This is a genomic window from uncultured Moraxella sp., assembly GCF_945873075.1.
In the GTDB taxonomy this organism is placed as follows: Bacteria; Pseudomonadota; Gammaproteobacteria; order Pseudomonadales; family Moraxellaceae; genus Moraxella.
This window is the reverse complement of the sequence record NZ_CAMCBS010000005.1, coordinates 77471-103055: the sequence shown is the minus strand read 5'-3', so window position 1 is coordinate 103055 and position 25585 is coordinate 77471. Positions and strand designations below refer to the sequence as shown.

The window sequence follows — 25585 nt, the reverse complement described above, 5'->3', positions numbered from 1 at the left end:
TCAGCGCTGCCTATCGTGGCCGTGAAGAGTTCATTGGTCTGCGTGGCTAATTGATGGTGATTTCTGTGGCGAACACGACTTACACACCAAAGCGCAGAATCAGCACGAATGTTGGTTATTTGATCGCAATCGTGCTGGCTGTGATTGTATTGGCGCTACTGCAATACCAATATTGGCATGGTGAATACGGTCGTGCTGACTATGAAGCTTTGCAAGTGCGAAAAAAAGAACTCATTCGAATTCGTGATGAGCAGCTTTATGCCAATAGTATCTTGGTGGCAGATGTTCAGGATCTTAAATCTGGATTGTCTGCCATCGAAGAGCATGCACGCCTTGATCTGGGCTTAATTAAGCCTGGAGAGACTTTTATGCAGCTAAGTACCGCGCCGATTACTTACAGTCGTCAGATAGCACCACCTATGGATTCAACGGTCGAATCTGTGGACTCTGTGCCTGAAGTCGAAAAGCCGACAGCATCACAATAATTTTTTCTATCACAAAAAATCGTCAATTTATTTTGGCGATTTTTGCTTATGTATAAAATGATGAAAAATTCCCCCAAAATTCATGCGCTGATTGTCGCCGCTGGCAAAGGTACTCGCTTCGGTGCTGAGTGTCCCAAGCAGTATCTGCGCATCGCTGATCATACTGTACTTGAGCATAGTGTGATGAGTCTGTGCGATCAGCGTATTGGCGATTTGACTTTGGTGCATGCTGCTGATGATTCGTATCTTTCGCCGATATTATCAAGTCTGACCGCTACTTATCATGCACCCATTCATACAGCGATCGGCGGTGCTGAGCGGTGGCAGTCGGTACAATCAGGCTTACAAAGCATTCAAAACCTTGGTGCATCACTCGATGACTGGGTGCTGATCCATGATGCAGCAAGACCTTGCTTGCCCAAATCAGATCTGGCTGCACTCATCGATGTCATCGTTCGGATTGATGCAGGTGATGAGAAAGGCGATGCAGCGATTTTGGCAAGTCCTGTCGTGGATACGCTTAAATTTGCGATGAATGGCATGATCGATCACACTGTAAGTCGTGAGCATCTGTGGCAGGCGCTGACACCACAGGTATTTCGCCTAGGTGAGCTGATGGATGTGCTTGATCAAGTGGCTAAGCTGGATCTGATGATCACTGATGAAGCCAGTGCCTATGAGCGATTTGGTAAGCAGGTGCGGATCGTTAGTGCGTCTAAGATGAATATGAAATTGACTTATACGGATGATCTGCTACTACTTGAGATGATCATCCGCCATCAAAAAACCATCAGTGGCTGATAGACTGTGGCGATTTGGCTATTTGGTGTAGTAAGCCTGCTACTATTTGCTGTACTTGGTGTGATGGATGGCTTTGGGTTTGATGAGTCATCATCAAGCATCTTACTGTCACCGATGGCATTTTGGTTAATGACGGGGCTGCTGTTCGTCGCTGTCATCAGCTTAACGAGTGCAAGCATCATTAGCCAAAAGCGTGGCAGACGCCGTATTTTACAAGTCAGTTCACTCATTGTCATCATGGTGTTATTTGTACTGCGTGGTATTGTGGCACATCTTGAGTTTAATGAGCATACACCGCTGTCACGCCATCTGATTCAAGCCAAAGCATACATACCGACCGTCAGTGATGGTGTGTATGATGCGGTGCTAGGTAGTAGCTATCGCCAAGAAGCTATCTTGACACAAGTCACTGCCGCACCTGTGCAGACTGATGCACGCACACTGACGAGTGCCAATCCTTTTTTGGTAAACGATGCACCATCTCAATCTATCCTATCACGCCCATCTGATGATTTGGGCGGTGTTCGCACGCATGATGCAGGTCTGGATCGGCTTAATGGCGCAACCGTGATGATGTCTGCCAATCCTAATTTTAGCAAGCAAGATTTATCAGTGCTGAACACACTAAAGCCAGGCGATATCGCTGATGTGGTGCTATTGATTACGCCGATTGAGCGGACGGTCAGTGCCAGTGGCTTTGATGCCAATCAGTGGCTACGCACACGCCATATCCATGCCAATGCTCGCATTATCCAAGTGGGTGCAATCAGTACACACACGCCGCAGAGCTTTGGCGAAGGGCTAATCATCACGCTTGAGCAGTACCGCCATCGCTTGCGTATACATTTTTATCAAGATTGGCACAGGCTCACCACCCAGCAAGCGCAAGCACAGGCGGTCACTCTAAGCCTATTAACCGGTGATCGTGCGCTGATTGATAAATCCACCAAGACACTGTATCAGCTGGCAGGCATTTCGCATTTGCTCGCCATCTCGGGTGCTCATGTGCTGTTTTTGGCGATGATGTTGGCGACTGTACTGCTATGGGTGCTTGATCGCTTTGCGATGAGTGTTTATCAAGCCATACCCAGATGGCAAATTCGCATGGCGATTATGGTGGCGGCAAGCCTATTGTATGCGCTGTTTACAGGCTTTGATGTGCCGGCGGTGCGTACTGTGTATATGCTGATGGCGGTGTGGGCGGTGCGTTATTTTGCCCTGCCGATATCGGCGCTGTCGGTGCTATGCGTCGTGGCTTTGGTGATGGTGTGGCTTGACCCGTATGTGCTGTGGCAAGCAGGCTTTTGGCTGTCGTTCATCGCTGTGCTACTACTCATGCGCTATGAGATGGATGATGCTAAGTTGGTGCAAGGCGGGGCGATGGCACTTGGCTGGGTGCGCACCAAGCAAATCATCAAGCTGCAATGTTGGCTGTTTTTTGCGATGCTACCTTTGTCGGTGATGCTATTTGGTAAGGTATCGATATGGGGCTTGGTGGTCAATGTATTTGCCGTATCGCTGTTTGGTGCGGTGATTGTCCCGATCAATCTGATTGCAGGGGCGATATTTGTCATCACACCAAGCATCTCGGATATACTGTGGGGTGTGTCGGCGCAGATTTTGCAGATGTTGCACACGGGGCTTGAGTTTACGCTCGTGGAGCAATTGGGCGGTATCAGTGCTTGGCTGTATGCGCCGTTTGGCATGGCGGGCTTTGTGCTGTGCTTTATGATGGTGACATTATTACTACTGCCAAAGGTGCTACCAAAGACCGTGCTATGCGTGCCACTCGTGGCGTTATGCTTGATTGGTATGCCAAAGCATTCATCAGGTATTGAGCTGATTTGGCTAGATAGCGATAGCCCAACTCTTAGCCAATATTTGCTAAAAGTGCATGATGACAACGGTACACGGCATTGGCTACTGCTATCTGAGCAAGGGGCTAAGCTTAAGGATAATTATACAAATCAGCTCATAGATGCACTACATCGACAAGGCGTGGATACGCTCGATGGCGTCATCGTCCAAAGTCCAAGTGCCAAACTGATGCCTGTGGTGGCGCACATTCAACAAACCATCCCTATCCATCGCTACTGGCAAGCAGGGCGGCATGAGCCATTGCCATCACTGTATCATGAGCCATGCACCGCAGGGATGGTGTGGCAAGATGATACGCTCAGCATTCGTGCCTTGACAGGGTGGCAGATGATTGATGATGAGCGTGTCCAGCACTGTGAGCTTGAGATTGTCAGCGATTTGCCGATGCTTGCGGTTGATATGCCAAGTATGGATACTGATGCGACCGCTTTGGATGAGCTAGACCAAGATGATGCACAATTGCCACAACCAAGCCCATCAAATCCACCCAATCAGCAGGGCGTGCAGATGGTGACCATGACTGGTGGCGAGCCGCTGTTATGGCAGTTGTGGGCGATGCTGTGCGATAGTGAGCCATCTTTGGCAATCACACCAAAGCAAGGGCATCAGCCACTGATTTTGGGTGCACAAAACGCTACCGACACCAAACCCATCACAAGGCAACTCCCCGCAGCGACCATCTATCCAAGTGCTAAATAGATGGCATGGATTGTGGACTATCACCAAAGGGATTTTTGGGGTAGAATAGAGTGGTTTTAGTTATCAAATTTATCCATCAAAGGAATTTTTATGGCGTGGCCACCAAATCCCAATAAATCCAACGAATCCAACCAACCAAAGCTTGAGCAAACGCCAATGACAGCACCAAGACAGGGCGAAGAATGGCGTCTGCTCGAAAAAACCCTACTTGCTAGTATCGAAGAACAAAAGGCAAGCCGTCGCTGGGGGATTTTCTTTAAATTACTCACTTTTGCTTATATTGTGTTTATCATCATCGCCTTTGGCTATGGCTGTAGCTCGTCATCATCGACACTTGACACGGTGGGCATGGCTGAGCCGCACATTGCGGTGGTGGATGTCAATGGCGTGATTGCTAGCGACACCGACACTAATGCCCAAAATATCGGCGAATCACTGACCCAAGCCTTTGAAAATGACAACGCCCAAGCAGTGGTGCTAAACATCAACTCGCCCGGTGGCTCACCTGTACAGTCGGATGAGATTTGGCAAACGGCGATGGATCTACGCAAAGAATACCCTGATAAGAAACTCTATGCCATCATCGGCGATGTCGGCGCATCTGGTGCGTATTATATCGCAGCGGCGGCCGATGAGATTTGGGTTAATCCATCAAGTCTGGTTGGCTCAATCGGTGTCATCATGTCAGGCTACAACATCGAAGAGCTGATGAAAAAAGTCGGCGTCAAAGACCGTACCTTGACCGCAGGCGAGTACAAGGACATCTTGAGTATGAGCCGTGAGATGACCGCAGAAGAAGCCGCCCATGTCCAAAAAATGCTCGACACCACGCACCAAAATTTTATCAATGCTGTCAAACAAGGCCGTGGCGATAAGCTCAAAAATCCTGAACAAAATAAGCTATTTACAGGGCTTTTTTGGACGGGTAAAGATGCGGTGGCACTCGGGTTGGCGGACAAAACAGGCGGCATCACCCAGCTCAAAAAACAGCTTGAGCTAGATACGGTGGATTATACCTATGTCGATCCGATGAATCAGTTTTTTGATCGATTTGGTGTGCAAATTGGCAAAGGACTTGGCGATGGCGTCAAGTTAAGCTTTGACGAGCCTGCGACCAAATTGCAATAAACCTTGTAATCAACATTGTATCAATATCGCAATTAGCATTGCTATAAAACAGTCCAAATAAATGCACCATCTTGCTAGGTGGTGCATTTTTATGTGGCTTTGATTGGGTCAATCAGTGTTGATAAGTGTTTGGCGGTGTGAATTTAGCCCAAATCGCATTTTTGATTGACATCAGCTAGGGCTTCATCGATGATTTTTTGGCTGACGCCTTTTTTGCGTAGTTTTTCGATAAATAGCACATCATCAGCTAGAGTGTAGTTGGAATTATCACGGTCAAGCCCTTGACGGATATACAGGCGAATCAAGCCTTGAATACGATCAAAGCCATGATCTTGGGCGGTGACTTCAAGATGCTTGATAATCTCTTCGGATAGACGCAGATGTACAGGGCGCATGATAGTCTGCGGATGATCTGAGTAGCGATTTTTGATGTGTGGGGGTAGCATGGCAAATCCTTTGTATTATAAAATCTGAATGGCAGTCCATGATTATAGCATGATAGCTAGGCTTGTCAAATTGCATGGTTTGGTAAATTTATCAGGATACAAATAAAAAACCCTTGGTAATCACCAAGGGCTTCTTTGAATATGGCTCCCCAACCTGGGCTCGAACCAGGGACACACGGATTAACAGTCCGATGCTCTACCGACTGAGCTATTGGGGAATGATGGTGGGTCGTGCAGGATTCGAACCTGCGACCAATTGATTAAAAGTCAACTGCTCTACCAACTGAGCTAACGACCCGTTAGCGATACTAGGATAAATGGTGGGTCGTGCAGGATTCGAACCTGCGACCAATTGATTAAAAGTCAACTGCTCTACCAACTGAGCTAACGACCCATTTATCTAGTCGGATACGGTACTCCGTATCGCTAATGTGGTGCATATTATACGCATAATTTTTATGATTGCAAGCATTAATTTGCAAAAAATCCAAAAATTTTCAAAATTTTAGCAAAAAATCACGCCAAGCATTGATTTTATTGGATTTCGTCTGCTGTGCTTGGGCGTGAAATGCACCACAATTCTACATCGGAATGATTAATTACGACTCAAGGCATCCACAGGATTGAGCTGTGATGCAGAGCGGGCAGGCAAAAAGCCAAATACCACGCCAATTAAGGTCGAGCAAACAAAAGCAGCAACGATGGATAAAGGCGAATAGACCACGCTAAAATCCCCACCGCCAAACTTATTAATCAGCTCACCAATGGCAAAGGCAAACGCCACACCCAAAATCCCGCCAAGGATACACACAAGCACCGCTTCAATCAAAAACTGCTGCATGATGTCGCTTTGGCGAGCGCCGACCGCCATACGCACACCGATTTCGCTCGTGCGTTCGGTGACTGAGACAAGCATAATATTCATCACGCCGATACCGCCGACGATGAGCGAGATGATGGCGATGGATGAGACAAGTAGCGTCATCGTGCCTGTCGTGGATTCGATGGTCTGACGAATCGAATCGGTGTTCATGATATTAAAGTCATCCGTGCCGTGCCGTGATTTGATGAGCTCACTGATGGCGGTTTCGGCGACATTGGATGGCGTGTTCTCATCAATCAGCACCACAAAGCGGTCTAGATAGCTTGTGCCAAGCATCCGATGCATCACTGTTGTGTAGGGCATATACAGCTGTGGCGTGTTGTTTTGGCGACCAAAGCTTGTGTTTTTGCTTGACAGTACGCCCACCACTTGCCCCGGGACTTTACCCACTAGGATAATCTCGCCGATGGGATTGCCTTGACCATTAAAAAAAGTCTTATAAGCATTGTTATCAATGATGATATCTTGGGTGAGTTTATTGACACTGTCGGCACTAAAGCCTTGCCCCATAGCGAGCTTTTCGCCGGTGACGGTCAGATAATCCTTGCCCACGCCATTGACACTGGCGGATGCTTCGATGTTCTTGTAGCGAGCGGTGACACTGCTATCGACCTGCGGACTGACACTTTTGGCATATGGCTGAGCGGCGACGGCATCGGCATCGGCGGTGGTGAGATTGTCATGACCGTATTTACGCCGTGGGTCGCCAAAGGGGTAGCCATCGATGACGGTGATGGTATTTGTGCCCAGCTGATTGATGTCGGCTAGGATTTTTTGTTGTGAGCCTTGACCCAGACCTACTACCGATACCACTGATGCGATACCGATGATGATGCCAAGCATGGTCAGCAGGGTGCGCATCTTGTGGGCTTTCATGGCGTAGAGCGACATTTTGAACGCTTCTTTGAGACGGTCAAAAAAGCCCAGCAAGGCATTTTTGCTATCGGATTTTTGGCGTGAATGGTCGCTATGCGTGATGGCGGTGCGGTGCGTGGCGTGCTCGGTGTAGTAGTCGGCGATGATATGACCGTCTTTGAGCTCAATCACTCGCTCGGCTTGAGCGGCAAGCTTGGGGTCGTGCGTGACCATGATGATGGTATGGCCTTTGTCTTTGAGCTCGTGCAAGATTTTCATCACTTCGATACCCGAGTGGCTATCGAGTGCGCCTGTGGGCTCATCGGCTAGGATGATATCACCGCCATTCATCAAGGCACGAGCGATAGAGACACGCTGCTGCTGACCGCCTGAGAGCTGATTTGGGCGGTTTTGGGTCTTATCGCCAAGTCCAAGTGCGGTGAGTAGCTCGGCGGCTCGGGCACGGCGTTTGGCGGTGTCCATACCGGCATAGACGGCAGGCACGGTGACATTATCAAGCGCATTGATATCGCCAAGCAGATGATATCGCTGAAAAATAAAGCCAAAGTGTTCACGGCGTAGCTTGGCAAGCTCTTCGGTGTCCATATCATCGACCGAGCGACCAAAGATGGCATAGTGTCCGCCACTGGCTTTATCAAGACAGCCCAAGATATTCATCAAAGTGGACTTACCTGAGCCCGACTGACCGATGATGGCGACCATTTCGCCTTGATATAGCGTCAGATTAATACCGTGCAAGATGCGGATTTGGCTATCGCCTGCTGGAAAATCACGCACCAACTCACGCACTTCAATCAAGGGTGTCTTGCCCTGATGGGATGTCGTTGTTTGCATCATCATCACCTTACATCATCGGTGGGCGGTTGTTGTTTTTGTTACCGCTTGATGATTGCTCTTGGCTTTGTTCGCCGATGACGATGACATCGCCTTTGTTTAGCCCTGATTTGATTTCGGCATTGACTCGATTGTCGATACCAACGACGACTTCAACGGGCTTGGCAAAGCCGTCTTCGCCGATGATACGCACGGTGCTTTTACCGTCTTTGGTCTCAATGGCAGATGATGGCACGACAAGCACGCCACGAGCGGCATTGATGATGATATTGACCTGTGCAGTCATGTCGATGCGAAATTTACCTTCGCTATTATCCACATCCAAGTAGCCGATATAATACACCGCTGAGTCAGTGCTACTGGTGGTGCTAATGGTCTCGGGTGCAGGCTCGACGCCGCTTAAGATGGCGTCAAACTGCTGATTGGGATTGCCAATGATATTAAATCGTGCTGCCATATTTGGGGTGATGTTCACCACATCCGCTTCAGAGATTTGGGCGTTGATACGCACACGGCTTAGGTCAGCGAGCGTCACGATGGTTGGGGCGGATTGGTTGGCATTGACCGTCGTGCCTTGTTTTTGGCTGATGGCGACGACTGTGCCATCCATCGGTGCACGGATGGTGGTGTAGCTTAGGTCTTCTTGGGCGGTGATGACATCGTTTTTGGCTTTGGTGATGGCAGCTTGTTGGCTGTCGATGGCAAGCTTGGCATTATTGACCGCTGTCAGGGTGTTTTGATAATTGGCTTTGGCGGTGGCAAGTGCAGCTTTGGCGACTTCAAGGTTTGATTTGGCTGTGTCGTATTCTTCACGGCTGATGGCGTCAATATCAATGAGTCCTGCGAGTCGATTAAAGCTTTGCTGTGCTTTGTTGAGCTCGGCTTGGCGAGTGTCAATGGTGGCTTGGGCGCTTGCGACTTCACCTTGTTTGGTCGCCAAATCCCCCCGTGCTTGGTTCAGGCTCGCTTCAGCTTGTGATAGCGATGCTTGGGCGTTTGAGACGGTGTTTTTTTGTTCGACTTGGCTGATTTGCGCAATCAAATCGCCTTTTTTGACTTCATCGCCAATCTCAACATACAGCTTAGTAATCTCGCCTGAGACCTGTGCACCGACATCGACGGTTTGGATGGCTTTAATTTTGCCTGATGCCAGTACGGTGTTTTCGATGTCGCCTGTATCGACGGTGGTGGTGAGATATCGTGGGGCGACAGGGGTTGGGTTTAATTTTTTATACCCAAAAAAAGCAAGGGCAGCCAGCACTAAGGCAAGGATAATCCACTTAATATAACGGCTGAATTTAACAGAGCTGAACGATTTGGCAGTTGGTTTGGCGGATGACATGATAAATCCTAAAAAATGTCAAAAATAGTGATGATATTGTACCCATAAAATGATGATAATGATAACAGTTTTTATTTATAGTAGGATTTTGGCAAACGCAACTTATGTAGAGAATTGTTGTGTTTTTGTAATTTTTATCACAAATGGCGTTATGGACAGCTCTGGTCTTTGGGATTGATATAGAAATATAGGCTAATGATGGCGTGATTTGGATACAGTGATGATGGCTCAATGCTTAATTCTTGTTGATTACGGCAGTAGAATTTTAGCGTATTTGGCTTTTGGGTATTGACTGGTTGCCAATTGTGTTCGATGGCATTGGCGTGTACAAGCTGAATTAATTGTTCGTTATAGGGGTATGAGTAGCTGATACCTACAAAATCAATCCCTTGTTTATGCGTATGAGAAATATTGGTTGGTTCACCTAAGCCTTTGGTGAGCTTGGGCATTTCTTGTTGAAAATCTTGGAAAACCTTTGAGCGATTGGCGTAGGGCTTATCACGACCATATGGTCGCTCGCCACTGATGAGAAAGTGGGCAATAGCGATAATAAAGATGATGATTGGGAATACAATGCCGAGCGGATGAGTTTTCATACATCAGCCTGTAGCAACGCCACACCACACATGCCCAAAATCAGCCGTTCAAGCAGTCGCCAGACATCATCATCGCTAAGTCCTTTGATGGCTTTGTCGCAGTGATAGACTTGGGTGTGTAGCACGCCAAGTGCACTCGGTGCTAGTCGTCTTGATAGGCGATAGTAGCTGTTTTCTTTGTTGCGCCAAACGCCTAGACTTTGGGCGTCTTTACCTGCTTGCAAGCCTGCAATCAGTTGTAGGTCTTTATTAATCGCCCATAGGATGATGCTGGGTGCGGTGTCGGTTTGCTTGAGATGATGTAGGATTTTTTGGCAGGTAATGGCGTCTTGATGGATGAGCGCATCGGACAAATCAAACACGCTAAAGCTACCACCGTCGGACAGCGACTGCATCAGTGTCGGTATATCGATGGCTGTTGGCGTGCTTTGGTCGGGCGTGGTATAGCTATACGACAGTCGCCACAGGCACTGATAAGCGGTGAGTAAATCGTGCTCGGTATGACTCATCAGCATCCGCCAAGCGTCGGCATCCAGCATGAGATGTAGGCGTGTCGCCCAGTATTGTAGCAGCTCTTGGCGTTGATTTTCGTTAGAGATATTGCCGTCGATAATCGTGCCATGCGTGTCAAATAGTCGAAAGGCTTTGGTGGCTTGGGATTTTTTGTCCTGCTTGGGTAGTAGCCAAATCAGATGATTGGTGCTGTTGCCTGCTTTGACATCATCGGCAAAGCGTGTCAGCGCATCCATCGTGTCGTTATCGGGCTTATACTTACCTGTGACGATGATGGCGGTGGATTCGGCAAACAGCGATAGGGCGGATAGCTCATTGATGACTTCTTGCCACTGTTTGGGGCTATTGAGCTCAATGCGTTTGGGCAACTGGGCGTTTGCTTGCCAACTGGGACGACAAGCATCGATGAGCCACTGCAGTACTAATGGCTCATCAGAATGTACAAGCCACAATCCGCACAGGGTTTGTGGTGCTTGTAATAGGCTTTGGGCAAGTGCCAAAAAACGCTGCTGCATGGTTATTGGCTAGTCTGACTACCCATCGCATAGTACTGCTCGGCGATGCGCTCGGCTAAGTTGTCCTGTAGCCATGCTTGTGCTTGTTCACCTTGCTGGTCGCTAGTGGCGACACCTGCTTCATTGTACTGATAGCTACGCTCGACTTGGATTGGGTAGGTGACACTTTTACCATTGATTTGATAAGTCACATCCGCCATCATCAGCAGGCGTACTTCGGTCAGTACGCCAAGTAGCTCATAGCGACGATAACGCAGATTTTGCACCATGATGGTGTGGGTAGCGTCGCTACTGGTACTCACGCCAAGCTGAGCCAAACGGGTGGCAAGCTTATGCTTAAAGCCATAAGCCAACGCATTGTCTTCGGTGGTGATATTGACCTGACTATACGCCGGGGCAAGCTTTAGGCTATTTTCGCCCATGCCACGCAGCTGATAGCCACAGGCGGTCAGTGACAATGCACCGACTGCCATTAGGCTGATTGAAAGGGCTTTTAACATTGTCATCACGCACCTGCCACGACGAAGCTGATCAGTTTGTTCGGTACGACGATTTCTTTTTTGATGTCGCCGGTGATGAACTTAGCAACGCCTTCTAGTGCTTTGGCTTCACGGATTAGCGTGTCATTGTCAGTGCCGACAGCGACTTCCATTTTACCACGCACTTTACCATTGACCTGTACGACCATCGTGATGGTGTCATTGACTAGGGCAGTTTCATCAAGCGCAGGGAACGCGACCGTGCGTGTATCGATGCCGAGTGCATCTAGCAAATATTCGCCAACGTGCGGTGCATACAGTGATAGCATGGTCAGTAGCGCAAGGATGGCTTCATGGCGCACTGCCAGATCATTATCATTTGCCACTTCAAAGCTTGCAATCTCATTGCATAGCTCCATCAAGCTAGATACTGGTGTGTTCAGTGCCAAATGCTCGCCTAAGCTGACATCGATTTTGGCGATGGTTTCGTGCGTCTTACGGCGTAGGTCTTTGGCGGCTTTTGACAATGATGCTTTGTCGATGGCATTGACTGATTTGCCAACAATTGCACTTAGGTGCTCGCCAACGGTACGCCATACTTTTTTGACAAAATTGTGCGGACCTTTGAGTGCTGAGTCTGACCATTCTAGCGTCTGATCGGCAGGGGCGGTGAATAGCGTGTATAGACGCACGGTATCAGCACCGTATTGCTCGATGATTTCTTGGGGATCGACGCCGTTGTTTTTTGATTTACTCATTTTCTCGATTTTGCCAATGATGACAGGCTGTCCATCGGCTTTGAGCGTTGCGCCTGTGACTTCAGTACCCGTCATCACAAGGTCAATCTCATGTGGGAAATAGTACGATTTTGAGCCATCGGCATTTTCACGATAATAAGTACCTGCCAGCACCATGCCTTGGGCAAGTAGATTGGCAAATGGCTCATCACCGCTGACTAGCCCTTCATCACGCATCACTTTGTGGAAAAAGCGTGCGTATAGCAAGTGCAGTACAGCGTGCTCGACCCCGCCGACATATTGATCCACAGGTAGCCATTTATCAGCGGCAGCATGGTCAATCATCTGCGTGCTGTCATGCGGGCTAGCAAAACGCTGTGCATACCAACTCGACTCAACAAAGGTATCAAAAGTATCTGTCTCACGCTCGGCAGGCTGACCGCATTTTGGGCAGGTGCAGTTGATGAACTCTGGCATATTCTTCAGTGGATTGCCACGACCATCAGGGATGACATCGGTCGGTAGCACCACAGGCAAATCCGCTTCATCGACAGGCACAGTACCGCAGTAAGCACAGTTCACCATCGGAATCGGGCAGCCCCAATAACGCTGACGGCTCACGCCCCAGTCACGCAGACGGTATTGGATGGTGGCTTTGCCAAGATTTTTTGCGCCGACGATTTCTTCGACTTTGGCGATGGCATCAGCTGATGATAGGCCATCGAGCACGCCTGAATTGATGCAGTGTCCAGTTTCTTTGTCGCTGTACCATTCTTGCCACTGACTGCTGTCGTATTGACCTTGTTTGTCGCTCCAGTCGATGACTTGGGTGATTGGCAAGCCGTATTTATTAGCAAATTCAAAATCACGCTCATCATGCGCAGGCACGCCCATCACCGCACCTGAGCCATAGCTCATCAGTACATAGTTGGCGACCCAGACAGGCACATCTTCACCTGTGATTGGGTGAGTGGCAAATAGCCCTGTATCCATGCCGACTTTTTCGGCTTTGGCAAGGTCAGCTTCAGCCACAGAGCCTTGTTTGCATTCAGCGCAGAACTGTGCGATGGCTTCATTTTGCTTAGCGGCGTATTGTGCCAATGGATGCTCGGCAGCCACGGCTAGATAGCTGACACCCATCACCGTATCAGGGCGAGTGGTGAATACACGCAACACATCGCTTTGTTCACCGAGCGTATAAGTAAAATCAAGCTCCATGCCACGACTTTTGCCAATCCAGTTGTGCTGCATTGATAGCACTTGTTTTGGCCAATGACCTTCTAGGGTTTTTAGGTCATCGAGTAGCTCATCGGCATAGTCGGTGATTTTGAAATAATACATTGGGATGTCACGCTTTTCGACAATCGCACCCGAACGCCAGCCACGACCATCGACCACTTGTTCATTGGCAAGGACGGTATTGTCCACAGGGTCCCAGTTCACTGTGGCAAGTTTTTTATAAACCAACCCTTTTTTGTAGAGTTGTAAAAACAGCCACTGCTCCCAGCGATAATATTCAGGCGTACAGGTGGCAAATTCACGAGACCAGTCAATCGACAGACCCAGCGCCTTGAGCTGTGTACGCATATTGTCGATGTTTTGGAAAGTCCATTTGGCAGGGGCGACCGCATTGGCGATGGCGGCATTTTCGGCAGGCAGACCGAACGCATCCCAGCCCATCGGTTGCATGACATCATAGCCTTTTTGGCGATAATAACGGCTGAGCACATCGGTGATGGCATAGTTACGCACATGACCCATATGCAGTTTACCGCTTGGATAAGGGAACATCGACAGCATATAGCGAGTTGGCTTGTCGCTTGGCTCATTGGTGGTGTGATAGCGTTTGTCGCTGTCCCATTGTTGTTGCAATGTACGCTCAATCGTCGAAAAATCGTAATTGTCCAAGTGGCTGTCTGATGAAATCTTACTCATATCAAATCCAATGCGGTAAAAAAAGAAAAATATAAACAGGTTATTATACCTAAAATCCGTGCCAATTTGCTATAATTTGGCAAACTTTAACCAAAAAACTTTGGGGGATATGATGAGTATCACTGTCTATGGCATCAAAAATTGCAATACCATGAAAAAAGCCTTTGATAAGCTGACCGAACTTGGCGTAAGCTATGACTTTTTTGATTATAAAAAACAAGTGCTAAGCATGGATGACTTTAGTAATTTTGTCAGCCTGTTTGGCGAAAAAGTGATTAATAAACAAGGCACAACCTATCGCAAGCTCGATGACGATACCAAAGCGGTGCTTGCTGGTGTGGCGGACGGCAGTCGTGAGGCGGTGTATGAGATTGTCAAAAATAACCAAAGTATGCTCAAGCGTCCCATCATCATTGGCGAGTATCAAGGCAAGACGGTAGCGGTGATTGGCTTTGATGATGGTGAGTATCAAGCGGTGTTTGGCTAATTATCGTTTAAAATCTTAAAATACAAAAAAAGATGGACTTAATCAGTTAAGCCCATCTTTTTTTAATGATTTTTTTAATAAATTTGTTTAAATAGCAGCTTATTTCACCTGTGACTGATTTTCAGCATAGATAGCAGCTTGTAGCCAAATATTGGCTTGGATATAGTCATGCACAGCGATGGCATCGGTGGTGGCGGTTGTTGGCGTGGCGATACGCACCACAAATGGGTCGGCATCAGGTTCACGCAAAATCACCACATCAAACAAGGTAATGTCTTTGCCAAAAAATTCAGTTTGTGATTTGCCAAGTACTTGACCTTGACACCAAGCTTCATCTTCTTGACCAAACACTTCGCCAAATAGATAAGCACACATATGCCCAAGATTAATCTCAACAGGGGCAAGCGGTTCGTTGTCTTTTTGGTCGGCAGGTTGCCAATTGCGGATTTGTTCGTCGATGTCGTCAGGCACTTGACCGCCGTTACTAGCAATGATGTCATTGAACGCACGGTGATGGCGGATGGCTTCTTGGTCTTCGATTAGGATGGTTTCGTCTTGGCGGCTTGGCTCGATGTTGTACGCCCATGCGCTAAAATTGACATAGTATTTTTTTGGCGTGCGATAATCGGTGCGATTGACCGCATACAGCTGGTCAAAGGCATAGATGGTCGCACCATCAGGCGTGCTTAGGCACAAAATCGCATCCGATGTCGCATCACAGCGGATAATCCGCTCAATGGTGCAGGTCAGACCATAAGGGCTATGCACCGCAGGAAAGGCATTGATAAAGGCTTGGGGCTTGCCATCTGCCATCGATAGGATTTGCTTGATATGGCAAGTGTCATTCATGCCAAGTAATAGCTTGGCATTGGCGGCGCTGTTTTGACCGATACCTGTTGGCAAAGTCGCCTTATCCAGCATGGCTTGTAGCCAATTAGGGACATCTTCAGCGATATTATCGGTCAAAATCGCCCAATGGTCGCCATGACTGGCATTCTTATCACAAGGCAAATCAATCTTAATCGGTGCGGTTTCGTGGGTGTATTGATAGCGAAAAGTTTGGGTGGTCATGATTTATACTCATTAAAAACTGCTTTTTATATAGGGATAAGCCACAAAAATATCAAGCGATATGCATCAAATTCATCATAAGTTGGTAGGATAAATTATCAGGATAAATCGCTTAAGTAATCGCTGTTTGTATCGCTATCTTAATTGCTGTGAGTTATCCAAACGGTAAAATTTGGCAAAAATTGATGGCATAGCAATAGTTTGATGGTGATTTTGGTCAAAAAATGCTAAACTGTTAAGATTATTGTACTATGGAAAAAATCTATGTTTCGTCCTTTGGCGTTATTTATCGGGCTTAGGTACACCAAAGCCAAGCGTAAAAACGGCTTTATTTCCTTTATTTCGCTCATTTCTATGATTGGTTTGACGCTCGGCGTGGCGGTGCTCATCACCGTGCTGTCGGTGATGAATGGCTTTGACCGTGAACTCAAATCACGCATTTTAGGCATGGTGCCACAAGCGACCGTCATGTCATCAGATATCATGACCGATTGGCAGCCTTTGGCAGAAAAAATTCAGGCTGAAAATAAAGAAGTGCAAGCGGTTGCGCCATTTATTCAGCTACAAGGGATGCTGACTGCCGAAGGGCAAGTGGCAGGCATTATGGTGACAGGGATTGAGCCTGAATACGAAAAGCAAGTGTCTATCATTGGCAATCACATGATTGCAGGTGGGCTTGAGTCACTCAAAGCAGGTGAATTTGGTATCGTCTTGGGCGAGACGATGGTGCAGTCATTAGGCTTACAGCTTGGCGACCAAGTGACTTTGGTACTGCCCGAAGCGACACCATCGGCAGCAGGGGTGATTCCCCGCTTTAAGCGATTTACCTTAGTGGGCGTGTTTCGTATCAGTAGCGAGATTGACGGTGCGATGGGCTTTATTCAGATGCGTGATGCAGGCGTGATGCTCAGACTGCCCGAAGGTGCACAAGGGCTACGCATGAAGCTTGACGATATTTTTAAGGCGCAACAAGTCTCATACAATGCCGCCAATATCGACCCGATGCGCCTACATCCGAGCAACTGGACACAGACGCACGGCAATCTATTTAGCGCCATCCAGATGGAAAAAGCGATGATTGGTCTGCTGCTGTTTCTCATTGTCGTGGTTGCGGCATTTAATATCGTCTCAAGCCTTGTCATGCTAGTCACTGACAAAAAATCTGATATTGCTATCCTAAAGACCTTTGGTGCATCGCCTAAGCTCATCATGCAAGTATTTATGGTGCAAGGGATGATTATCGGTGTCATCGGCACGGTGGTCGGTACGGTGCTAGGGGTGACTTTGGCTTTGACGGTGAATGATATTTTGGTGTTTATCAGTCAAGTGTTTGGCATTAGCCTATTTGATGGTAGCGTGTATTTTGTGGATTATCTGCCATCACAAGTCAAGGCGTCTGATGTGGCACTGATTACTGTGGCGTCATTCTTGCTAAGCTTTTTGATGACGATTTATCCAGCACTACGAGCATCTCGTATCGAGCCTGCTCAGACTTTGCGATATGAATAAGGATATGTGATGAGTGTGATTTTAGAAGCCAAAAACATCAGCAAAGTCTATGACGAAGGCAAAATCAAAACCACCGTGCTGTCAGGATTGGATCTCACCGTCCAGGCGGGCGAGCGTATTGCCATCGTTGGTAGCAGTGGTTCAGGCAAGTCAACGCTACTACATCTACTTGGCGGACTGGATACCCCGACCACGGGCGAAGTATGGTTAAAAGGTGTCTGCCTAAATCAGCTCAATGAGACACGCCGTGGCGAGCTGCGCAATCAACATCTGGGCTTTGTGTATCAATTTCACCATCTATTGGCTGAATTTAGCGCCACCGAAAATGTCGCCATGCCACTACTGATGCGTGCTGATGTCAGCATCCAAGAAGCCGAACGCCGTGCCAATGCATTGCTTGAGCGTGTGGGGCTGGGTCATCGCCTGCATCATCGCCCAAGCGAGCTGTCAGGCGGTGAGCGTCAGCGTGTGGCAATCGCCCGAGCTTTGGTAACCGAGCCTGCACTGGTCTTGGCAGATGAGCCGACGGGTAATTTGGATGATGAAAATGCCACAGCGGTATTTGAGCTATTGACCGAGCTACAGTCATCTATCGGCATGGCGCTACTGATGGTGACGCATGACAGGCAGCTGGCTGCTCGTGCTGATAAGATTCTTGAGATGAAAAGCGGTCAATGGGCATCATACTAAGTTAAATGACCGATAATCAAAGCAGTCAGATAGCAAAAGGCAGAAATTGAGTTTCTGCCTTTTGTGTTTCTAAGCTTGGATTATTTGGATGCGGTACTGGGCGTCAGATAGCGACTGATGACCTGTTCATAGACATCAATAAATGCCAAATACTGCTCAAGCGGTACTCGCTCATCAACCTTATGATTGAGCATCGGAATACCTGGCCCATAGATGGCTAGGTCAATATCATTACGATGCCGTAAAAACTGCGCCGCATCGGTCGTGCCAGAGACAGCCATCGGTGCGATTTGTGTTTTGCCAAATCGCTGCTTGGCAGCGCTCAGATCTTGCTTGAGCACAGACTGCATCAGATCAAACTGTGCTGATACGCCGAGTGATGGCTGATCCTTGACTGTGTCGATGATGGCATCGATAAGCGGGGATGATGCTTTGGCTTGGACGGGCGGTAAATCGGCGGTAACTTCCAAAGATAGATTGAGTTTTTGCTCACTGTTCAGTTTGTTGATAATGCGCTGAATTTCAGCAATCACTGCTTGATTGTCAAACTCAGGCACGGTGCGTGCGTTAGCTTCAAATTCTGCATAATCTGGAATAGAGTTGATTTGATTGCCACCTTTGATGAGTGTGACATTGCTAAATCCCTTGCCAAGTATGGCATTATCAGCGGTATTGAATTTTTGTTGTAGTTCATCATTGATTGCTGTCATTGCTTGGGTGAGTGCATCGATGGCATTTTTGCCTGTGGCAGGCATGGATGAGTGAGCAGCGACCCCTTTGGCAGTGACTTTATAATTAAGTGAGCCTTTATGTGCATGAATAATACCAACGCTACTTGGCTCTGCAATCAATAATCCATCGACATCATCCATATAGCCAAGCGTAGTGAGCTGATTGGCTCCAAGCTCGCCAATCTCTTCGCCGACGGTGGCGATTAGGCGAACCGTACCGGTGAAGTTTTTGGTTTCGTTCAGTCGAATCATTGCCATCACCAGTGCAGCAAGTCCGGATTTCATATCTGTTGCACCCCGACCCCACATCACCCCGTCATCATCGATATGCGCCGAAAATGGTGGATGCGTCCATTCGTCATGGTTGCCAGCATCAACGACATCCAGATGTCCTGAGATGGCAAGTGTCTTGCCACTGCCATTATGAATTTCAGCGATCAAATTGCTACGACCTGGTGCATAGGGAATCAAAGTTGCTTGAATACCATGTGATTTGAGAACTTTTTGCAGGTACTCAGCGACTTGCGCTTCGTGATTATTTTCTGATGGGATTTGAATCATATCACGCAAAATGCGGATGGATTCATTGGTCGTGGGATTGTAAGTGGGCTTGGCGATCGCCAAAGTAGGTGCACTAAATAGCAATCCTGTTGCTAGTATTAATGACATTAAAGGTTTCATTGTGGACACTCCATTGTACGATATGACATACTTTACAGTCGTAATGATGAATTTTCAAGGTGAACGCTTGTCCAAACTTTGACCACAGGGTCAAAAAAGCCATGCACGATAAGCTATACATGTCAGCAGTAGTAAGATTAATCAGATAATGTACCATCAAGATAATTGGCGATAATTACTTGATATACATCAATAAAATCAAAATACTGCCCGATGTTGATCCGCTCGTCGATCTTATGATTGAGCATCGGAATGCCTGGCCCATAGATGGCTAGGTCAATGTCATCACGATGACGCAAAAACTGTGCCGCATCCGTCGTGCCTGATGCTGTGATGGGTGCTAGCCCCTTGGGGAACTTTTGGGAAAGTGTGCTTAGGTCTTGGTTTAGCACTCGACCCATGCTATCTAGCAGATAAGGCACTTGTAATCTTGGCAGATCTTTGGTGCTATTGATAATACTGTGAATCAATGGCGAATCTGGTGCAGCATACACAGGCGGCTGATCGGCAGTGACAATAAGGCTTAGCTCATAGCCATCTTGGGCGTTCAGCGTATCGATGATGGCTTGGATGTCTTGAATCACTGCTTGGTTATCATACTCAGGTACGGTGCGGGCATTGGCTTCAAATTCAGCATGATCAGGAATGGAATTTACCTGCGTGCCACCTTGGATAAGTGTGATATTGTGTAGAGTGTTGCCAAGCAGCGGATTGGTGATGGTAGCAGCCTTAGTGCGAATATCTGTGATGATCTGTGTCATGGCGGTATTCAGCTGCTCGATGGCGTTATTGCCAAGCTCAGGCATCGATGAGTGTGCAGCGACCCCTTTGGCGATGACTTTATAATTCAGCGAGCCTTTGTGGGCATGGATGATGCCGACATTGCACGGCTCAGCGATCAGTAGGCCATCGACATCATCCATATAGCCAAGCTTGGTCAGCTGCTGTGAACCGTATTCGCCGACTTCTTCACCGACGGTCGCCAACAGACGGATTGTGCCAGAGAAGTTTTTGGTTTCATTCAGATGGATCATCGCTATCACCAGTGCAGCAAGGCCTGATTTCATGTCCGATGCACCCCGACCCCACAGTACGCCATCGTCATCGATGTGCGCCGAAAATGGCGGATGTGTCCAAAGGTTGGCATCGCCTGCACTCACGACATCCAGATGTCCTGAGATGGCAAGCGTCTTGCCATCGCCGTTATGAATCTCGGCGACCAAGCTTGACCGACCTTCACAAAATTCTACCAACTCTGATGCGATGCCATAAGACGCCAAAAACTTCTGCAAACATAGAGCAACTTTAGCTTCATGATCGTTTTGGCTGTCAATCTTGATCAAATCACACAGCAGCGTCAAGGCCGTGCGCCGTTCATCATTGATCTGTGGTGCGGTGGGTTTGTTATTGTTGTGAGTACTAGAATCTGTAGTTAATTGGTCAAGTAAAGTTTCGCACATAAAATATCCTTTGTTGTTAAATTATTAATCTTATTATTACAAACAATGAAAGGGCAAAGCAACCAGCTCTGCCCTTAGGTGGATCAACCTGTATTTCTCAAGCCTTGCGCCACGCCATTGATGGTCAGGTGAATCAGCTGTAATAAGCGGTCATCATCAAAGCCATCGGTGCGGTCAAGCGACTGCTCGCCCCGACGCTCTTTGAGTAGGAGTACCTGTAGCCAGTTGAGTGCATTGAGATACGGTAGGCGTAGGGCTAATGAGCGAGCCAATGAGCGGTTGCCTGTCAGTACGGTGTCTTGCTCGGTCAATTGTAGTAGGGCATTTTTACTACGTGTGTATTCTGCTTCAATCATTGCATAGATGACATCGGCAGATGCTTTATCTTCGGCAAGCTCAACATAGGTCTTGGCGATGCTAAGGTCGGTTTTGGCAAGCACTTGTTCCATGTTTGAGAGCATCGCATAAAAGAATGCACTGTCTTTGGCATGGGCTTTTAGCTTAGCCAAATTACCATCATCTGCTTGAATCAGCGTCTCAATCGCCGTACCAAAGCCATACCAAGCCGGTAGCATTAGGCGGTTTTGCATCCATGAGAACACCCACGGAATCGCTCGCAAATCCTGAATGCGTGCCAAAGTCTTACGACTAGCAGGGCGAGAGCCGATGTTCAAGGTGGCAATCTCGGTGATTGGACTGGTTTGTAGGAAATAATCAATAAACGCAGGATGCTCAATCAGCGCACGATAATGAGTAAATGCTGATTCGGATAAATGTGACATCAGCTCAAAATCGGGAGTCATTGTCGCATTGGGTAGGATTGTTGCTTTGAGCGTCGCTGCGACGAGTACTTCTAGATTATGCTCAGCGTTATTGGCTTCGGCGTATTTGGCAGTGATGACTTCGCCTTGTTCGGTGATGCGGATTTGACCTGCCACCGAGCCTGCAGGCTGTGCCAAAATCGCTTCAAAAGACGGGCCGCCACCACGACCGACGCTACCGCCACGACCGTGGAACAGACGCATTTGCACTTGATGTTTGGCAAAGATTTGCACCAGTTTTTCTTCAGCTTGATATAGCGACCATTGGCTGGTGACATAGCCACCGTCTTTGTTGCTGTCGGAGTAGCCAAGCATGATTTCTTGGGTGTTATCACGGCTTTTGAGCAGGCTTTGATACCATGGCTTGCCAAGCAGTTCATCCATCACGCCGATGCAGTTTTGGAGTGCTTCGATGGTCTCAAATAGTGGCACGATATTTAGGCGTGATTTTGGACTGCCATTTTCGATATGTAGTAGCCCCGTTTCTTTCATAATCAGTGCTAGGGCAAGCATATCGCTGATGGTTTCGCAGTTTGAGATGATACTTTGGGAAATGGCAGTTTCGCCGTAGCGGTTTTTGATGTCCGCTGCCGCCAAAAAGATATTCAGCTCTTTGGTGGTCTGTGCATCATACTCGACATATTGGCTGTATAGCGGGCGAGCGGTGGCAAGCTCACGCAGTAGCACACGCTGACGAGCAGGCTCAGACAGACTTAGATAATCTTCCAAATCAGCGTGCTTAAACAAATCATGCACTGTCTCAGCGTGCACCTGTGCGTGCTGACGCAAATCCAGTGGCATCAGATAAAAGCCAAACACGCTCACCGCACGCATCAAATCCTGCAAGCGACCTTGTGCCAGATATTCACTGCCGTTTTGGGTCAATGAGCGGTGTAGCTTTTCCAAATCCGCCAAAAATTCAGCGCTGTCTTGGTAGGCATCCGCCACCCCAAAGCGACAGCCATAATCTAGGCCAAAGCGATGACTGGTCGCCACGATACGAGCAGAAATTAGCGCCACCGCCAAGCGATACGGCTCTTCGGCACGAGATAGCAGTTTTTCGGGAGAATTGGCAGCCATCTCAAGCACATCATCATTGACCTTGACACGGCGAATCGATAGCGGTAGTTCTTGGTACAGCTCGCCCAACTGGTCACGATAATAATAAAACAGTGCCGCACTTTGACGCTTAAAGGCATGGCGTAGGGTGTCAGCATCAACAAATGGGTTGCCGTCACGGTCGCCACCAATCCAGCCACCGATGCGAATCACATCAGGCAGTGTGGTGTGTGGATAGCGTTCGCCGAGCTGATGGCTTAGGCGGGCATATAGCTTGGGAATGGCTTGGAAAAAACTCAAATCAAAATACGCCACGCCATTGGTAATCTCATCACTGACATTGATTTTGAAATGGCGAGTTTCATTGGTCTGCCATAGTGACAGTAGCACGGTTTTGATTTGTTCGGTCAGGCGATGCTTTTGGTAGCCGATGGCGTGCTGATGCTCGGTGAGCAGGGCGCGGATTTGGCGATGTAGCTTGAGCACGCTTTGACGCTGTACTTCGGTCGGGTGAGCGGTCATCACCGCACTGATGGATAGCTTATCAAGCTGTTTTTGAAGTTGGGTTGGGTTGATGCCTTTTTCTTCAATTTCGCCAAGCACACCGGCAAAGCTTGATGGGCTTGGTGTGCTCTCAAGCTGTTCGTGGATTTGGCGGCGGCGTGCGTGGTGATGGTCTTCGGCGATGTTGAGCACTTGGGCGAATAGACTGCACGCACGGATGAGATTTTCGATTTGACGACTGTTCAGCTTTGGCAGAGCATCCTTGATGATATGCTCAGGATTGCCCCCTGCGATCAGCTGATCAATGGTATCAGCGACAATCGGTGAAGTTTGCTCTTTGAGCACATCCAGTAGAATACGACCAAGCAGTTCGGTATCAGCGATGAGCGGTAGGTCTTTTTCTTGATCCAAAAATTCGTTAGGTGCTTTTGGTGTGTTTTGTTTTGTCGTCACGATGCGCTCCCTATGCTAAACAAACAATTATATAAAAGAACAACATGATAATTATGTCATATCGGTATAATTATCGGATTTTGTGATGATATGATAAGATTAATCACTTATCAAGCCTTTTAGCAGTTTACACCACTTTTTTGGATTTTAAAAGCTAGAAAATATGCAGTTTGTGAATAAATATGTCAAATAAAAAAAAATTGCTTGATTTAAGATGTAAAATCAAGCAATAAAAAATTGACATCAATCTTATTGGGATTTAGCAAGATTGGTATATTTGTCGAAATTTTCGATATACTGGTCAAGGTTCTCTGACAGCATTTGTTGGTATTTTTCGGTGTAGAATTTGATGATGTCATCTTTTTCTTTTGCCAAATCGCTGCCCTTGACAAAGCCGATGGTCGCAGCCGACACCGCAAAGCGAGCAGCGGCGTAGTTTAGGCTAGCGGCGACTTGGCCTGCGTGCGATTGTGGACTTAGCTGACTGTTGGCAAGATTAATCACCGCATCTGCTCGCTCAAAAAACGCATTCATCTGCGCTTGAAATTCTTGTTCGTTAAATTCTGGTTTGTCGCTCATGATGATTTCCTAATAAAAAAAGCCTTAGAACACGAGTATTCTAAGGCTTTTGGATGTGCTAAGCAAGCGTTTGATTAAATTGCGTTGCGTAGTAGCTCGGCTTTGTCGGTACGCTCCCAAGTAAAGGCAGTATCCGAGCCTGTGCGACCAAAGTGACCGTAGCTTGCAGTGATTTCATACATCGGCTGCAATAGATCTAGCATACGAGTGATGCCGTATGGGCGTAGGTCAAAGTGCGCACGGATCAGTTTTACGATGTCGTTATCGCTGATTTTACCAGTATTAAAGGTATTCACCGAAATCGAAGTCGGCTCAGCGACACCGATGGCATAGCTCACCTGTACTTCACAGCGATCAGCTAGGCCTGCTGCGACGATGTTTTTGGCGACATAACGACCAGCATAGGCAGCTGAGCGATCCACTTTTGATGGGTCTTTGCCACTGAATGCACCACCGCCATGACGAGCCATACCGCCGTAGGTATCGACGATGATTTTACGACCGGTTAAGCCTGCATCACCGACAGGGCCGCCGATGACGAATTTGCCTGTTGGGTTGATGTGATATAGCGTGTCTTTGTGCAGTAGCTCAGCCGGGATGACTTTTTTGATGATTTCTTCCATCACAGCTTCGTGTAGGTCAGCTTGGCTGATTTCAGGGCTGTGCTGAGTTGATAGTACGACGGCATCGACAGCAAATGGCTTATGGTTGGCATCATAATGCATGGTCAGCTGAGCCTTAGCATCTGGGCGTAGCCATGGCAATGTACCATTTTTACGAAGTTCAGCTTGACGCTCCATTAAGCGGTGTGATAGCTGAATCGGTGCTGGCATCAGTACATCGGTTTCGTTGGTGGCATAGCCAAACATCAGACCTTGGTCGCCTGCGCCTTGATCTTCTGGGCGTGAGCGATCGACGCCTTGGGCGATTTCTGGAGATTGCTTACCAATCATATTGATGACGGCACAAGTTGAGCCATCAAAGCCAAGATCAGAATGGTTGTAGCCGATCTTATTGACGGTATCACGCACGATGCCTTCGACATCGATGTTAGCGTGTGTGCTGATTTCACCTGCCAATACCACTGCCCCTGTTTTTACCAAGGTTTCGCACGCCACACGAGCGTCTTTGTCTTGGGTCAAGATGGCATCAAGCAAGGCATCAGAGATTTGGTCAGCCATCTTATCTGGATGACCTTCACTCACTGATTCTGAAGTAAATACGGAGTAGTTCATAAGATTTCACTTAATAAAAAAATAAAAAAATGTGCGATTCTGGTGGCTTTTTTAGGCTTGACAGAATAAATACCCATCCGCACGGCAAATTTCATCAAACTTAATAGGTATTTGGCGGAAAATTATACGCCATTTATAAGCAAAAGACTAATGAAAAA

20 protein-coding genes and 3 tRNA genes are annotated in these 25585 nt (G+C 47.8%); 7 read left to right on the top strand and 16 right to left on the bottom strand.

Annotated features, from left to right (window positions below; all coding sequences use genetic code 11):
• Positions 1-65: 65 nt before the first annotated feature.
• The 4 genes from Q0N89_RS03115 to sppA all read left to right on the top strand — a co-directional run bounded on the left by Q0N89_RS03115 (position 66) and on the right by sppA (position 4991).
• Positions 66-485, top strand: coding sequence for a septum formation initiator family protein (locus Q0N89_RS03115; RefSeq protein ID WP_294033338.1), 420 nt, complete (start codon positions 66-68; stop codon positions 483-485).
• Between the two features lie 60 nt (positions 486-545).
• Positions 546-1286, top strand: a complete 741-nt coding sequence (ispD, locus tag Q0N89_RS03110) for a 2-C-methyl-D-erythritol 4-phosphate cytidylyltransferase (RefSeq protein WP_294033337.1) — start codon at positions 546-548, stop codon at positions 1284-1286.
• A gap of 6 nt (positions 1287-1292) precedes the next feature.
• The gene (locus tag Q0N89_RS03105) at positions 1293-3863 is read left to right on the top strand and encodes a ComEC/Rec2 family competence protein (protein ID WP_294033336.1); all 2571 of its coding nucleotides are present in this window, start codon (positions 1293-1295) and stop codon (positions 3861-3863) included.
• Positions 3864-3953: 90 nt separating this feature from the next.
• The gene (sppA, locus tag Q0N89_RS03100) at positions 3954-4991 is read left to right on the top strand and encodes a signal peptide peptidase SppA (RefSeq protein ID WP_294033335.1); all 1038 of its coding nucleotides are present in this window, start codon (positions 3954-3956) and stop codon (positions 4989-4991) included.
• Positions 4992-5134: 143 nt separating this feature from the next.
• On the opposite strand, the gene Q0N89_RS03095 is transcribed toward sppA, so the two are convergent.
• From Q0N89_RS03095 to leuS, 10 genes are all read right to left on the bottom strand, one after another.
• On the bottom strand, positions 5135-5437 hold the full coding sequence (locus Q0N89_RS03095; protein ID WP_294033334.1) for a CopG family transcriptional regulator: 303 nt from the start codon (positions 5435-5437) through the stop codon (positions 5135-5137).
• Between the two features lie 142 nt (positions 5438-5579).
• A tRNA-Asn gene (locus Q0N89_RS03090) sits at positions 5580-5655 on the bottom strand.
• 4 nt (positions 5656-5659) lie between these two features.
• Positions 5660-5735, bottom strand: a tRNA-Lys gene (locus tag Q0N89_RS03085).
• 20 nt (positions 5736-5755) lie between these two features.
• Positions 5756-5831 (bottom strand) — tRNA-Lys (locus Q0N89_RS03080).
• A gap of 201 nt (positions 5832-6032) precedes the next feature.
• Positions 6033-8030, bottom strand: coding sequence for a MacB family efflux pump subunit (locus tag Q0N89_RS03075; protein WP_294033333.1), 1998 nt, complete (start codon positions 8028-8030; stop codon positions 6033-6035).
• Between the two features lie 10 nt (positions 8031-8040).
• The gene (locus tag Q0N89_RS03070) at positions 8041-9372 is read right to left on the bottom strand and encodes an efflux RND transporter periplasmic adaptor subunit (RefSeq protein ID WP_294033332.1); all 1332 of its coding nucleotides are present in this window, start codon (positions 9370-9372) and stop codon (positions 8041-8043) included.
• Positions 9373-9521: 149 nt separating this feature from the next.
• Positions 9522-9968 (bottom strand): hypothetical protein, encoded by a 447-nt coding sequence (locus Q0N89_RS03065; RefSeq protein WP_294033331.1) that lies wholly within the window; start codon positions 9966-9968, stop codon positions 9522-9524.
• On the bottom strand, positions 9965-10996 hold the full coding sequence (holA, locus tag Q0N89_RS03060; protein WP_294033330.1) for a DNA polymerase III subunit delta: 1032 nt from the start codon (positions 10994-10996) through the stop codon (positions 9965-9967). Before holA ends, Q0N89_RS03065 begins: the two co-directional genes overlap by 4 nt.
• Positions 10997-10998: 2 nt before the next feature.
• The gene (locus tag Q0N89_RS03055) at positions 10999-11502 is read right to left on the bottom strand and encodes a hypothetical protein (RefSeq protein WP_294033329.1); all 504 of its coding nucleotides are present in this window, start codon (positions 11500-11502) and stop codon (positions 10999-11001) included.
• Entirely contained in the window at positions 11502-14147 is a 2646-nt protein-coding gene (leuS, locus tag Q0N89_RS03050; protein WP_294033328.1) for a leucine--tRNA ligase, read from the bottom strand. Before leuS ends, Q0N89_RS03055 begins: the two co-directional genes overlap by 1 nt.
• Before the next feature lie 112 nt (positions 14148-14259).
• On the opposite strand from leuS, the gene Q0N89_RS03045 reads away from it, so the two are divergent.
• Positions 14260-14634, top strand: coding sequence for an arsenate reductase family protein (locus Q0N89_RS03045; RefSeq protein ID WP_294033327.1), 375 nt, complete (start codon positions 14260-14262; stop codon positions 14632-14634).
• Positions 14635-14733: 99 nt separating this feature from the next.
• Here the strand turns inward: Q0N89_RS03045 and Q0N89_RS03040 are convergent, their stop codons facing one another.
• The gene (locus Q0N89_RS03040) at positions 14734-15705 is read right to left on the bottom strand and encodes a hypothetical protein (protein WP_294033326.1); all 972 of its coding nucleotides are present in this window, start codon (positions 15703-15705) and stop codon (positions 14734-14736) included.
• 264 nt (positions 15706-15969) lie between these two features.
• Here Q0N89_RS03040 and Q0N89_RS03035 point away from each other — a divergent pair, with 264 nt between their 5' ends.
• On the top strand, positions 15970-17214 hold the full coding sequence (locus Q0N89_RS03035; RefSeq protein WP_294033325.1) for a lipoprotein-releasing ABC transporter permease subunit: 1245 nt from the start codon (positions 15970-15972) through the stop codon (positions 17212-17214).
• Between the two features lie 9 nt (positions 17215-17223).
• Positions 17224-17904, top strand: a complete 681-nt coding sequence (gene lolD, locus Q0N89_RS03030) for a lipoprotein-releasing ABC transporter ATP-binding protein LolD (RefSeq protein ID WP_294033324.1) — start codon at positions 17224-17226, stop codon at positions 17902-17904.
• Positions 17905-17984: 80 nt separating this feature from the next.
• Here lolD and Q0N89_RS03025 read toward each other — a convergent pair whose 3' ends face one another.
• The 5 genes from Q0N89_RS03025 to metK form a co-directional block, all read right to left on the bottom strand.
• On the bottom strand, positions 17985-19316 hold the full coding sequence (locus tag Q0N89_RS03025) for an ArgE/DapE family deacylase (RefSeq protein ID WP_294033323.1): 1332 nt from the start codon (positions 19314-19316) through the stop codon (positions 17985-17987).
• 137 nt (positions 19317-19453) lie between these two features.
• Complete coding sequence (locus Q0N89_RS03020) at positions 19454-20776, bottom strand: ArgE/DapE family deacylase (protein ID WP_294033322.1); 1323 nt, start codon at positions 20774-20776, stop codon at positions 19454-19456.
• An 83-nt stretch (positions 20777-20859) separates the two neighbouring features.
• A complete protein-coding gene (gene ppc / locus Q0N89_RS03015; protein ID WP_294033321.1) occupies positions 20860-23613 on the bottom strand; it encodes a phosphoenolpyruvate carboxylase in 2754 nt (917 codons plus the stop codon).
• Positions 23614-23862: 249 nt separating this feature from the next.
• Positions 23863-24192, bottom strand: coding sequence for a DUF3144 domain-containing protein (locus Q0N89_RS03010; RefSeq protein ID WP_103033418.1), 330 nt, complete (start codon positions 24190-24192; stop codon positions 23863-23865).
• Positions 24193-24266: 74 nt separating this feature from the next.
• Positions 24267-25427: a methionine adenosyltransferase gene (gene metK / locus Q0N89_RS03005; protein WP_294033320.1), complete on the bottom strand. Its 1161-nt coding sequence runs from the start codon at positions 25425-25427 to the stop codon at positions 24267-24269.
• Between the last annotated feature and the right edge of the window lie 158 nt (positions 25428-25585).